Consider the following 12,729-nt stretch of genomic DNA (forward strand, 5'->3'; position numbering starts at 1 on the left):
TGGTCAATTTTTAATGTATAAGATACCTTTATAAGTATCTTCAATATTAATACCAGGATATCTGATCCCATGATCTGAAGTTACAATAATTTTAGCATTGGGCTTTGCTTCTAAAATCATTTTTACCGCTTTAATACCTACAATATCCGCTTTTGCTAATTCTAGCGTTGTTTGAGTTTCAGTATTAATATCATAATAAGAATTATGGAAAGTTAGAAAATGAAAAAATGAGATTTTTTTCTGACCGTCTGCTAAATCAGATTTGAGTTGGTTGAAACGATAATCTATTTGTTCATTTACTTCCCTATTATTCCAATCCTCTAAGAAAGGACAGTAATTTAACACACGGTTGATTATTGGGTACCAATAAATGCTGAAATCACTTCCTCTTCCAAAGTATAATTTTGTAAGGTTATTATCCTCTTCTAAAAGCAAAGAGTTCATCTCTATTTCATATTTATACTTTTTTGAAAACTGTTGTATAAAGTCTCCTGGAATAAGACTTTTCATTGCTGCAATATCTTTAATAAAATAATCCGAATTTCCCTTAAATATAATACCTGAAAACAGATTAGGAATTGATTGTTGGGTAGCTGTGTATTTGGTAATGTGCTTTTCTTCAGTAAAACCTTCGGCAAGCAAAACCGTATGTAACCTAGATTGGATACCAAAGTACTTCTCAAGAACCTCATTTGATGGAAAAGCGTCTAACAGAATGATATAGACATCTTTACTACTGTCGCTCGGAGAAATGATTTTAGAAATTGGCGGCGTTTTACTCGTGTTAAATTGAAATCTTGTACTGTAATAAAAGGGGATCAGTGTTAAACAAAAAACAATATTCATAACCAGTATTAACTTTGTTATTTTCAATACGGTTTTACCCCTAATCAAACATATCGTTAATACCAATAAAGATAAAATCCCTAATTTTATAAACCTGTTGCTACCACTGTAAAAAAGGGAATTAATTAATGGATTTGTAAGTATTAAAATGGAAACCAGCTTTATCCTTAATAAAAACGCATTATTAAATAAGGCAAAACTCGCTAAAACTACAAATACACCATAGGTAACATATTGATTAATATCACTGTAGGAAACCCAGATACTTAAATATAAACCTATAAACAGCATATACAGAAGTGACCATAGGTCTATCTTCTTCTTATCCTCTTTTGAAACAGATAAATAATTCTCTAGTTGAGATAACTTGTTTAGCATCCAAGATTTCATAATGTTTGTTTATGCTCTTTACAAAGTAATCTCTAGATAAAGAGTAGGGATAATTAGGGTTTTTAATCAATTGGTGGCGCGGGTCTTCATCATTGATAAACTCAATCAACAAATAAGATTTCGGCTTGGCGCACCCAGCGAAGAAATCAATAATGGTTTCAAAAGATAAATTTTCTTGATGTATTAAATGATGTATCAAGCCTAAACAAAGCTGAAAGTCGTTAACCTTGTTCAATCTGCTTTTCAGCGACTCTCTTTCGCCATCAAAACCTAAATTAGGTGTGAGGTTTAGAATATCTGCATATATTGGTATAATCCGTTTTGCTTTATATCTTACGTAAAGTTGGTTAACAGCATTATAGTCACTCTCTACACTTAAAACTATCGCTTTTTTGAATACGTTTAAAAGTAAAACAGAAAATTTACCATCATTTGCACCCCAATCAGTTGCATAAATTACATCAAATTCTGAATTAACCTTTTTTAAAAAGTCTTCAACTATCTCCTCTTTTTTAGCAACATAACCATCTCTCAAAACAGTTTGCGAGTAATAATCATCCCATTTTGTCTTTTGTTTTGGGGGGTTAAATGTATTTATTTCTGCTTTTAATAATGCTATATTATTTATTACCTGTTGCTTAGATACTTTAATAGAAATCTCTCTGGTTTTATTTTCTAACTTTCTTATTCTAGATTTTTTATAAAAAACATAATGAATGTTGAATCCAGGTTTCAAATAGTTATTCCATCTAAATTTATAATGATGGATCCACTGTTGATCAAATTGCAGTTTCACCAAGTCCGCACCATAAATACCTCCATTTTCTTTTAGATATATTAGTGGAAAATAAAATTCTGATAAAAACTGGCGATAGGCTTTCCAGCCTGTTGTAGAGTCATATTTTTCGATAGAGCCTATATCAAAGTGCAACAACCTATTTTCACCTGTATATGCTATATTAAAAGGTGTGGCATCTTTTAAAGCAAAATCTTTAGCTAATAATCTTTCTAAGCATCGAAGATAAAAGAGTGCGTAGTCTTTGTAGAGCTGAAATGGGAGTTCATAAGGAAGAACAATAAACGGTATTTTTTCAATTTCGAAATACCCTGTGTGTTCAAAATTTTCGGGCTGATATTTTAATACCTCTGGGAAGCTTTTCGATTTTTGGTTAAGATTTTCCAAAATCTCCTCTTGATCTGGATTAACGAATCTTATGATTTTCCCATTAACCTCAAAAACGCTAAATTCGGGATCTCTTCTTGATGATTTAATACGAGATTCTTCAAGATTCATCCTCTGTATTTTTTTTCTTCTTAAAAAAACCAAATAAATAGTTTTTAGCAATATAATAAGACCCAGCAATCGCCGCTAATACTTGAGCTATAACAGCTCCGTTTCCGGGATCGAGGTACAAAAGATGTGGCATAATCATAAACAAGCAAATAGCTAAAGTTAATTTCACTAAATTATTATTTATTATTTAGTAATGAAAGATGTTTCGTTTAGAATGGGCTAAACAATGGTAAAATAAACACAGAAGGTTTTTAATCCCGAGATTTCACCCTTTAATCACAGCGGAAAGCTTAATTTTTTACAGCTAACGGTTTAACTTTTAAATTGCAGAAGGTATAAAAATAAAAAACTGACTGCCAGTACCTTCCTCGCTTTCAAACCCTATCCTACCCCCCTGTCGTTCTGTGTATTCTTTACAAAGCACTAGACCTAATCCAGCACCTTTTTCGTTATTCGTACCAAAAGTTGGATTTGTAGTGACGGAAAAAATATCATCTTTTTTAGTTTGGGGAATTCCACTGCCATTATCGCTCACGGTTATTTTACACTCCTTATCCAGCAATTGGGCTTCTAACTTTATCAAACCTCCTTTTTCTGTAAACTTTATTGCATTACTGATAAGGTTACGTACCACTAATTGAAGCATATCTTTATCAGCAGTAATCAATAGTTGAGCAGGGATATCATAACTTAGCGTAATCCCCTTTTTGAAGGCATGCAAGCTTTCCATCTCTAACGTACTCTCTAACGCACAAAGAAGGTTTAACTCAACCATATTCACATTAGCACCTTCCATCTGCGATTTTGACCAGTGCAATACATTGGTCAGCATTTCCATGGCATTATTTGTTGCATTTAGCAAATTTTTCTCAAGTGCCAAACGTTCTGCGCTATCAAGACCGTACTCGTTTATGAGTTCCAAGTAATTTTGAACGTTGAGAAGTGGCGTACGAAAATCATGAGATATGATGGACATTAGTTTATTTTTCTCGATGTTACTTTTTTCCAACTGATCTTTTTGCAACGTAATCTGTTCATTACTCACCTCAATAGCTAAATTTTTCTCTTCCGCAATTTTTCGCTCTTTGTCATAACTTTTTCTAATGAAATTAATAATGATGTAAACAACAAAAATCGGCATCGGAAAAGCGGTAATTCGATCTATCAACTGTGCCTTACCCGCAGAAAAAGGATGCTTTACGAGTGCAGGAAACTGATATGCAAAAATATGTAATGCCGTAAAAAACAAAAGATAAAGTACTCCCCATTTTAGGTGTTGCCTGTAAGGTGTAATCGCCAGAACCAATAAAAGATGAATAGGCCATATCAAATCAGTTGAGCCGTTAATACCCGAGTTTGAAAAATAGTTGACTCCGAAAATCAACATCCCGACCAGTCCGAAAGCGATATTGCTATGCGCAACATTTAAAAACCTAGAATAGTAATATTGCTGGGTAAAAAATAGCGCAATTAAAAGAGCAGATAAAGACGAAACATACAATCCTGCAAAAAAATTATACGGAATATATACCACAGCCACCACAATCAAACCTAAACTGATGGAATGAAATATTCGGGTTTCTAGCGGAAATTTAGAAGAACGTCCTATTAAACGAGACCAAAAAGTATATTTCCCTTTTAAAAGTGTTGAGATTGAAAGTTTAAATGTTGGCATAAAATAATGGGGTCATATCTGGATTAATCCTTCAAGACTATTAAGTATCACGTAGAAACTTTAAGGTTAATTCTCAAATATATAATTGCAATATTTATTATTAATATATATGTAATACGAGTTTTTTAAAATTATGTTCGGATAAAAATCACTTATTACCTACCAATTCCATCAAAAATCAAAACGGCAATCATATAAAAATTACAATACTTCAAGCCTAAACTTGCCAAAACTATTAAAATCTGTTTTTCTTTTAATTTTCACTTTAAAATCAACGCTATTACCTTCGGTACTAAAATCAACAAACCAACGGTCACAGCAGTCACGGCGCTCAACAAAACAGCTAAGGCTGCTAAATCCTTAACTTTCTTGATTTTCGAATTTTGTTCTGGGCAAATGAAATTACAAATCTCCTCCACGCAGGTGTTAAAAACCTCGGCAACAAACACAAATCCAATGGCGAAAACAATCAACGCCCATTCCAGAGCCGAAATACCCAATAAAAAACCTACAATTATTACAAAAACAGTGAACAGCAAGTGAACTCGAGCGTTGTGCTCATATTCCAATAAAGTTCTAAATCCGTTGATAGCGTATTTAAAACTAGCGACCCGACTTTTTAATGAAAACTTTTGATTTGATTTCTCCATTTTTACCGCTTAGTTGCTGTTTATCAATAAAACAACAATAAAATTAAATTAGAAACGCTACAAATTAGTGAAGTTAAGGTAATTTTAAATTTTAATAATTGATTATAATTATGTTTGAACCTAATCATATTTAAAAAATGGATGATTTTATAGCTGCCAGATCTCAAATGGCACTGTCTCTTGGCTTTCACATCATTTTCTCTTGTATTGGTATGGTAATGCCGTTTTTTATGGCGGTTTCCCATTATTTGTACCTCAAAACAAATAACATCACCTACAGAAACATTACCCACGCATGGACCAAAGGTGTGGCGATATTTTTTGCTACCGGGGCAGTTTCGGGTACGGTATTATCTTTTGAATTGGGTTTGTTGTGGCCTAAATTTATGGAGCATGCAGGTCCAATTTTCGGAATGCCTTTTTCTTTAGAAGGAACCGCATTTTTCATCGAAGCAATTGCTCTAGGGTTTTACTTGTATGGCTGGGATAGATTCAATAAATGGTTTCACTGGTTCACGGGAGTTGTTGTGGGTATCAGCGGCTTAGCTTCTGGCATATTAGTGGTTGCTGCCAACGCTTGGATGAATAGCCCGGCTGGTTTTGATTATATAGATGGACAGTATTTAAACATTGACCCTATCGCCGCAATGTTTAATGATGCATGGTTCTCCCAAGCTTTACACATGTGCATTGCCGCGTTTGTTGCCACTGGGTTTGCGGTTGCAGGCGTCCACGCTTTAATGATTTTAAAGAAACAAAGTGTCGACTTTCATACCAAATCTTTTAGAATTGCAGCCATTTTCGGGACCATTGCCGCTATTTTGCAACCGCTTAGTGGAGATATTTCTGCAAAATTTGTCGCTAAAAACCAACCAGCAAAACTGGCTGCGATGGAAGCTCACTTCCATACCGAAAAAAATGCACCGTTAATTATTGGAGGTATCCCAAATACAGAAACTGGCGAAGTTAAATATGCTTTAAAAATACCGGGTGCGTTAAGCTTTATGGCTCATGGCGATTTTAATGCTGAAGTTATTGGTTTAGATCAAATCCCAAAAGAGAACCAACCCCCAATAGCAATTACGCATTATGCTTTTCAGATTATGGTGGGTATCGGAATGCTTTTAATGGCTGTGAGTTTTGCTTATTTTATCGCCTTATGGAAAAAGAAAAACTGGCTTACAAAAAATTGGCTGTTAAAATTATTTGTTTTTTCAACGCCATTGGGCTTTATAGCAGTTGAAGCCGGCTGGACCGTTACAGAAGTTGGTCGCCAACCTTGGATTATTAAAGATGTAATGCGAACGATAGATGCAGTTACACCGATGCCCGGCATTATCTATTCATTCTATATGTTTACGGCAGTTTATATTTCGCTCTCAATTATTGTGGTATTTATGCTTTACCGACAGATAAAAATGGTTCCGCAACTGTATGATTTACCAAAAACAATCGACGACAAGCCATGATATACGTTGTTATTATATTTCTTTGGACTGCAATTCTGCTGTATTTAACTTTAGGTGGTGCCGATTTTGGCGCTGGTATTTTAGAGCTTTTTACTTCGGATAAAAACAAAAACAAAACCCGGAAAACCATGTACCGGGCTATTGGTCCGATTTGGGAAGCAAACCATATGTGGTTGATTATTGCCATCGTAATTTTATTTGTGGGCTTTCCGAAAATATACACTACCATGTCTATCCACATGCATATCCCATTAGTATTGATGCTGTTAGGTATTATTGCTAGAGGTACAGCTTTTACTTTTAGGCATTACGATGCGGTTAAAGATGAAATGCAGGAGGTTTACAATAAGATATTTGTTTACTCGAGTTTTATCACACCGCTATTTCTGGGAATTATAGCAGGAAGTACAGTTACAGGAAGAATAGATCCAAATGCAACAAACTTTTTGGATGCCTATATATTCAGTTGGTTCAACTGGTTCTCGTTTGCTGTGGGCTTGTTTACGGTTACCATTTGTGGATTTTTGGCGGCCGTTTTTATTATTGGGCAAACACCAGAAACATCAGAAAAAGAAAGGTTTATTAAAAAGGCTAAAGCATTCAACATTATGGCGGTAATAGCCGGATTATTGGTTTTTGTAATTTCCTTGATTGAGAAGATACCTTTAACAACTTGGGTTTTTGATAACTGGCCTGGAGCTTTGGCGTTTGGCTTAGCAACAATATCTGTAGTTATATTATGGTCAATCTGGAATACTGAACGTACCAACCTAATGCGGTTTTTAGCTGGATTTCAAGTCACCATGATTTTGTTTATCACCACTTGGAAGCATTATCCAAATATTGTATTGCTGAAAAATGGCGAAGCGCTTTCGTTATTGCAAGAACAAGGCAGTGAAAAAACCATTGATACACTAGCTTGGGCTTTATTGTTGGGCAGTATTTTTATTCTACCAACACTGGTTTATCTGATTTATAGTTTTCAGGTTAAGCAACCGAAATCGGTATAAATTAGATTTAAGAATAAAGACCGCTTCGCTGAAAGAACAAAGACCGCTCCGCTGAAAGAATAAAGACTGATGTAAATAATGAAGAAAATTCTATTTCCACTTAACACCTACAACTTAAAACCTATAACCTATAACTTAACACCTAAAACTTTTCTAAAGCCAATCTAATTTTTTCGTAGATATAATCCAAATCATCATCAGATATGCAGTAAGGCGGTAAAATATATAAAATATTGCCCAGAGGCCTTAATATAATGCCTTGTTCTAAAAAGAAATTATAGAGTAAATCTCTGATGTTACTAAAATACGAAGTGGCATCTGTATTCCATTCAAACGCGATGATTGTGCCGGTTTGGCGAACATTTTTTAATTTAGGATGATTTTCTATTGCTTGCTTAAAAGTTTGATGTTTTTGTTCGACGCGCTGAATGTTTGCTAATGTTTCGGGCTTGGTCAACAAATCGAAACTAGCGTTAGCTACAGCACACGCAATGGGATTTGCAGTAAATGAATGGCCATGAAATAAGGTTTTCATCTTATCATCAGATAAAAAAGCTTGGTAAATTTCATCTGTGCAAGATGTTACGCCCAAAGCCATTGTTCCACCGGTTAAACCTTTAGAAAAGCACATGATATCAGGTTCTGCGGTTACATGGTCCATTGCGAATAGCTTACCTGTACGTCCGAACCCTGTCATCACCTCATCGGCTATTGTAAGCACATTTTCATGCCTGCAGTGCAACATCAGTTCATTTAACAGTTTTGCATCATACATCAACATTCCGCCAGAACCTAAAATTAAGGGCTCAAATATAAAACAGGCTAAATCTGATTTAAGGTTTGAGATTTGAGATTTGAGGTCTTCTAGGTTTTCCTTTGTAGGCAAATCAATAAATTCAACATCAAATAAAAGACTGTCGAACGGAGCTGTCCAAGCGCTTCTTCCGCTCACCGCCATTGCGCCAAAAGTATCACCATGGTAAGCATCTTTAAATGCCAAAATCTTTTGACGATGCACTCCTTTATTAAACCAATATTGCAGACACATCTTTAACGCAACCTCTATCGCAGTTGAACCATTATCAGAATAGAATATTTTTTTTTGATTATCAGGAATGATACTCAACAGGTTTTCGGCTAATTTAACAGCTTGTGGATGTGTAAAACCTGCAAATATTACATGCTCTAAAGTTTGTAATTGCTCAAACGCTTTTTGTGCAATATAAGGATGGCTATGCCCATGAAGGTTTACCCACCACGATGAAACCGCATCGATTAACTTTCCACCATCAGCGGTGTATAAATAAACTCCTTCTCCCTTTATAATAGGGATTGGTTTTGCTGCAGTTTTCATCTGCGTATATGGATGCCAAATCTTATCTAAATCTCTTTCAACTAAATTATTCATAAAAATTGTTCTTTTATTAACTTAACAACATGTTGATCAACCGGAAAAGTCACCGAATCTTCATGTAAGTCTTTAATATTTACCAACCTAAAACACTGTTTGCTATCGCTCGTTTGCTCCTCGAAATCAAATTCACTGGTTGATATTTTAAATTGAAAATTTTGAAGTGCTTTTACCAGGTAATAAACAGAAATCAACTGCCCTCCGCCAAAGGCAGAAGCAACAAAAAAGTCTGTTGTGTAAAAATGGCTTATAATTTCAACCTGCAAATCGCACTCTTCTATAAACTCTCGTTTTAAAGCATCTATTAAACCTTCTCCAAACTCTAAGCCTCCACCTGGAAACTTACTGTATCTGATTCCCTTCTCCTCCTCATCACTAAGCAAAACGTTTTTACCTTTATCAATCAATAAACCATAAACTCTAAAATTAAACTTTTTATCATTGATCATTTTTCAAAATGCTTTTGGTTTTTTGTAATGTTATCTAGCGTCCAGGCGATAATTTCAGTTTGGGGTTGGGAACGCACTGTACAGTTTTTTACGCTACAATAATGGCAACATTGCGGTATACATGGGTCGGCGTGGATAAAAAACTCCGTTTTATCGCCAATATTTCTACCAACAGAACGGTCAATTTCAGAAATCTCATCATGCACTTGGTTAAGGTCCAAATAATAAGGTAAAGTTACATGGCAATCGATATGCGTTTCTGCGCCATAGCGTTGTGCCCTCAAATTGTGAACATCTATCCAAGCATCTTTTCGGGTGCTATTTAAAAACTGAACCACCTTGCCTACCACTTCCGTATCTACCTCGTCCATAAGGCCAGAAACAGACTTGCGCACTAAGCGATATCCAGAATAAATAATATAAAAACCGAGCGCAATAGAAATTAAACTATCCAAAACAAATACACCCGTGAAATAAATCACAACCAAGCCAAGCATCAAACCAAAAGTACTTATCGCGTCGGTAATCAAGTGTTTACCTTCGGCACTTAAAGTGATAGATCTAAAGCGTTTCCCTTTTTTAACTAAATAAAGACCTAAGACACCATTCACTACACCGGTAATTCCTATAAGTAGCACTCCATCTAAAATAGCATGTAGCTGTTGCGGATAAAAAATATTATACACAGATTTTGCAACAATCAATAAGCCCGCTAAAACAATCAACAACCCCTCTACAAAGGCCGAGAAGAATTCCACTTTACCATGCCCGTAAGGATGATTTTTATCTTTAGGCTGCGACGCCAGATAGATACTATAAAATGCGAATGCACTTGCCAAAACGTTTACGATACTTTCCGCCGCATCTGTTAAAATAGCATTAGAATGAGTGGCAAAATATGCAACAAACTTTACCGACATCAGCAAAATGCTAATGACTAATGATGCTAAGATGATTTTTTGTTTTGCTTGCAATGTTTTATCTAAGATATGATCGTTCGATATTTCAATGAGATTACAAACTTATTGAATTTAGATTCCTTTACGTCATAAAAACTATTTTTATATATTTGCACCACAAAGAAAACCATGAGTATTTTATCTAACAGAATCAATAATTTGGCAGAAAGCCAAACTATTAAAATGGCCAAACTAGGTCGTGAATTATCTGCAAAAGGCATTAATGTAATTAGCCTTAGTTTTGGTGAGCCTGATTTCCATACACCGCAATTTATTAAAGATGCTGCGGTTGAAGCAATGGATAAAAACTTCACTTACTATACGCCTGTTTCTGGTTACCCAGATTTGAGAAAGGCAATTGCAGAGAAGCTTAAAAGAGAAAATAATTTAGATTACAATTTTGATCAGATTGTTGTTTCTACAGGTGCAAAACAAGCTTTAACTAATGCATTAATGGTAATGATCAACCCTGGAGAAGAGGTGATTATTCCAACTCCTTATTGGGTATCATACTCAGAAATGGTGAAATTAGCAGAAGGTGAATCGGTTTTTATTAATGCTACGGCAGAAAACAACTTTAAAATAACTGCTGAAGAATTAGAAGCTGCCATTACACCGAAGACCAAAATGTTTATGTTTTCTTCGCCATGTAACCCTACCGGCAGTGTTTACAGCAGAGAAGAACTAGCTTCTTTGGTTAAAGTTTTTGAAAAACATCCACAGATCTACATTCTTTCTGATGAGATTTATGAGCACATCAATTTTATTGGAGGTCACGTTTCTATTGCAGAATTCCCATCGGTAAAAGAAAGAACTATTGTTATCAACGGTTTTTCCAAAGCTTATGCGATGACGGGTTGGAGAATTGGTTATTTGGCCGCTCCGAAAGCGATAGCAGACGCTGCTGATAAACTACAAGGTCAGATTACTTCTGGCTCTTGCTCAATTACCCAAAAAGCTGGTTTAGCCGCTTTAAATGGTGGTTTAAAAGAAGTTCACGAAATGCGTGATGCATTTTTGAAAAGACGTGGAATCGTTTATGACCTATTGAGTAAAATTGAAGGATTAAAAGTTAACCTACCAGACGGAGCATTCTATTTTTTCCCAGACGTTTCTTCTTATTTTGGAAAATCTGTTGACGGACAAATCATGAACAATGCCGAAGACATATCCCTGTACTTACTTAACACGGGCCACGTTTCTACCGTTACCGGTGAAGCATTTGGTAATGAAAACTGTATCAGAATTTCTTATGCAGCTTCTGAAGATGAATTGCGTGAAGCCTGCAAGCGAATTGCATCAGCTTTAGAAAAGTTAAAATAGTCTTCGCCTTTTTAGGCAAAGAAATGTTCAATAAAAAAAGAGGATGGTTTAATCCTCTTTTTTTATTTGACAAAATACAGTGTTTACGGTTTAAATGTAATTGTAAAAGTAGTTCCTATATTCTTTTTACTTTCCACAACAACGCTACCTCCCATTTCTGTAACCTGTTTTTTAACCAAAAACAAGCCTACTCCTTTTGCATCAGTATTGGTATGAAAAGTTTGGTTTAAGCCAAATATTCTATCTTTTGCTTTATCTGCATCAAAGCCAATACCGTTATCAGAAACAATCAACTGATGAAGATTGCCATTAATTAAAGTTTTAAAAACAATGTGTGGAGCAATCTTTGGCTTACGGTATTTCAACGCATTTGTAAGCAAATTAAGCAGAATACTTTCAAAATAACTTTTGTTAAAAACTATCTCATTAAAAGCAGTAAAGTCAGAATCAATAATTGCATTACTATTTCTAATTATCGCACTTACAGATTCACAAACATCTCTTAAACAAGTTTCAATAGACAAATTCTCTATATGAAGCTTTGCGTTCACATCTTTTTGAACCAGTTCATTGATGTAATTCTCAAGGGTTTCGTTTACTTTATCGGTAGATTGCTTAATAAGATTGATTAACTTTAAATTATCTTGGTTCTCGATTTCATCATAATTAAGCAAATCAAACAAGCCTCTAATATTAGCTAAAGGTGAACGTAAATTATGCGAAGCTAAACGGACAAAATGCTCTAGGTCTTTATTGATACGCGAAACCTCTTCAAAAAGAAGTTTTTGCTGCTTTTCTGCTTCTTTACGTTTGGTTACGTTTTTGGCGATAGCAAAAATATAACGATTTTCATAGACGGGAATTGATGTCCAAGAAAGCCAAACAATTTCGCCGGTTTTGGTTTTATAACGATTCTCGAAATTTATAAGTGGCACACCTTCTAACATTTGGTTACGTGTAAGCCTTGTTATCGCCTTATCTTCTTCAAAAATTAAATCTGTAATAGCAATACTCAATAATTCTTCTTCACTATAACCTAACACCCTTGAAACCGACGGGTTAATTTTTAAAAAATAACCTTCAAAGCTCGCTATACATAACAAATCGGGAGTATGATAAAAAAACTGACTAAGCAAAGTAAATTCGTCAGTTTTAAAAGAAGCTAAATTTAAAGAGCGCATATTATCAAATTTTAAAATATAAATTAATGATGATTATGCTTTTTCTAGGGATATAACAAAAGTAGCGCTTTA

At 34.8% G+C, this 12,729-nt stretch carries 12 protein-coding genes; 3 read left to right on the forward strand and 9 right to left on the reverse strand.

Annotation, left to right across the window (positions count from 1 at the left end):
* Positions 1 to 3: 3 nt before the first annotated feature.
* The 5 genes from B176_RS0111660 to B176_RS0111680 form a co-directional block, all read right to left on the reverse strand.
* Complete coding sequence (locus B176_RS0111660; RefSeq protein ID WP_154647976.1) at positions 4 to 1,224, reverse strand: hypothetical protein; 1,221 nt, start codon at positions 1,222 to 1,224, stop codon at positions 4 to 6.
* Complete coding sequence (locus B176_RS0111665; protein WP_017258994.1) at positions 1,169 to 2,530, reverse strand: hypothetical protein; 1,362 nt, start codon at positions 2,528 to 2,530, stop codon at positions 1,169 to 1,171. The genes B176_RS0111660 and B176_RS0111665 overlap by 56 nt, the downstream gene beginning before the upstream one ends.
* Positions 2,520 to 2,699, reverse strand: a complete 180-nt coding sequence (locus B176_RS20975; RefSeq protein ID WP_154647977.1) for a hypothetical protein — start codon at positions 2,697 to 2,699, stop codon at positions 2,520 to 2,522. Before B176_RS20975 ends, B176_RS0111665 begins: the two co-directional genes overlap by 11 nt.
* Positions 2,700 to 2,849: 150 nt before the next feature.
* Positions 2,850 to 4,205 carry a sensor histidine kinase gene (locus B176_RS0111675; RefSeq protein ID WP_017258996.1) on the reverse strand — a complete coding sequence of 452 codons (1,356 nt, stop codon included), beginning with the start codon at positions 4,203 to 4,205 and terminating at the stop codon, positions 2,850 to 2,852.
* A 260-nt stretch (positions 4,206 to 4,465) separates the two neighbouring features.
* Positions 4,466 to 4,855, reverse strand: a complete 390-nt coding sequence (locus B176_RS0111680; protein ID WP_017258997.1) for a diacylglycerol kinase family protein — start codon at positions 4,853 to 4,855, stop codon at positions 4,466 to 4,468.
* Positions 4,856 to 4,992: 137 nt separating this feature from the next.
* Between B176_RS0111680 and B176_RS0111685 the strand changes: the two genes are divergently transcribed.
* Positions 4,993 to 6,324, forward strand: coding sequence for a cytochrome ubiquinol oxidase subunit I (locus tag B176_RS0111685; RefSeq protein ID WP_017258998.1), 1,332 nt, complete (start codon positions 4,993 to 4,995; stop codon positions 6,322 to 6,324).
* Positions 6,321 to 7,334: a cytochrome d ubiquinol oxidase subunit II gene (locus B176_RS0111690; RefSeq protein WP_017258999.1), complete on the forward strand. Its 1,014-nt coding sequence runs from the start codon at positions 6,321 to 6,323 to the stop codon at positions 7,332 to 7,334. The genes B176_RS0111685 and B176_RS0111690 overlap by 4 nt, the downstream gene beginning before the upstream one ends.
* 142 nt (positions 7,335 to 7,476) lie before the next feature.
* Here B176_RS0111690 and bioA read toward each other — a convergent pair whose 3' ends face one another.
* The 3 genes from bioA to B176_RS0111705 are packed head-to-tail and all read right to left on the reverse strand — an operon-like array spanning position 7,477 to position 10,168.
* Positions 7,477 to 8,742, reverse strand: coding sequence for an adenosylmethionine--8-amino-7-oxononanoate transaminase (bioA, locus tag B176_RS0111695; RefSeq protein WP_017259000.1), 1,266 nt, complete (start codon positions 8,740 to 8,742; stop codon positions 7,477 to 7,479).
* On the reverse strand, positions 8,739 to 9,194 hold the full coding sequence (locus B176_RS0111700) for an NUDIX domain-containing protein (protein ID WP_017259001.1): 456 nt from the start codon (positions 9,192 to 9,194) through the stop codon (positions 8,739 to 8,741). Before B176_RS0111700 ends, bioA begins: the two co-directional genes overlap by 4 nt.
* On the reverse strand, positions 9,191 to 10,168 hold the full coding sequence (locus tag B176_RS0111705) for a cation diffusion facilitator family transporter (RefSeq protein ID WP_026063293.1): 978 nt from the start codon (positions 10,166 to 10,168) through the stop codon (positions 9,191 to 9,193). The genes B176_RS0111700 and B176_RS0111705 overlap by 4 nt, the downstream gene beginning before the upstream one ends.
* A gap of 114 nt (positions 10,169 to 10,282) precedes the next feature.
* Between B176_RS0111705 and B176_RS0111710 the strand changes: the two genes are divergently transcribed.
* Positions 10,283 to 11,476 (forward strand): pyridoxal phosphate-dependent aminotransferase, encoded by a 1,194-nt coding sequence (locus B176_RS0111710; RefSeq protein WP_017259003.1) that lies wholly within the window; start codon positions 10,283 to 10,285, stop codon positions 11,474 to 11,476.
* An 83-nt stretch (positions 11,477 to 11,559) separates the two neighbouring features.
* Here the strand turns inward: B176_RS0111710 and B176_RS0111715 are convergent, their stop codons facing one another.
* On the reverse strand, positions 11,560 to 12,657 hold the full coding sequence (locus B176_RS0111715) for a sensor histidine kinase (protein WP_017259004.1): 1,098 nt from the start codon (positions 12,655 to 12,657) through the stop codon (positions 11,560 to 11,562).
* Between the last annotated feature and the right edge of the window lie 72 nt (positions 12,658 to 12,729).

Source organism: Pedobacter arcticus A12, from assembly GCF_000302595.1.
GTDB lineage: Bacteria > Bacteroidota > Bacteroidia > Sphingobacteriales > Sphingobacteriaceae > Pseudopedobacter > Pseudopedobacter arcticus.

Excerpts from the sequence above, each read along its gene's own strand:
- B176_RS0111660 (WP_154647976.1), bottom strand. The coding sequence starts at position 1,224 with ATGCTAAACAAGTTATCTCAACTAGAGAATTATTTATCTGTTTCAAAA.
- B176_RS0111665 (WP_017258994.1), bottom strand. The coding sequence starts at position 2,530 with ATGAATCTTGAAGAATCTCGTATTAAATCATCAAGAAGAGATCCCGAA.
- B176_RS0111675 (WP_017258996.1), bottom strand. The coding sequence starts at position 4,205 with ATGCCAACATTTAAACTTTCAATCTCAACACTTTTAAAAGGGAAATAT.
- B176_RS0111680 (WP_017258997.1), bottom strand. The coding sequence starts at position 4,855 with ATGGAGAAATCAAATCAAAAGTTTTCATTAAAAAGTCGGGTCGCTAGT.
- B176_RS0111685 (WP_017258998.1), top strand. The coding sequence starts at position 4,993 with ATGGATGATTTTATAGCTGCCAGATCTCAAATGGCACTGTCTCTTGGC.
- B176_RS0111690 (WP_017258999.1), top strand. The coding sequence starts at position 6,321 with ATGATATACGTTGTTATTATATTTCTTTGGACTGCAATTCTGCTGTAT.
- bioA (WP_017259000.1), bottom strand. The coding sequence starts at position 8,742 with ATGAATAATTTAGTTGAAAGAGATTTAGATAAGATTTGGCATCCATAT.
- B176_RS0111700 (WP_017259001.1), bottom strand. The coding sequence starts at position 9,194 with ATGATCAATGATAAAAAGTTTAATTTTAGAGTTTATGGTTTATTGATT.
- B176_RS0111710 (WP_017259003.1), top strand. The coding sequence starts at position 10,283 with ATGAGTATTTTATCTAACAGAATCAATAATTTGGCAGAAAGCCAAACT.
- B176_RS0111715 (WP_017259004.1), bottom strand. The coding sequence starts at position 12,657 with ATGCGCTCTTTAAATTTAGCTTCTTTTAAAACTGACGAATTTACTTTG.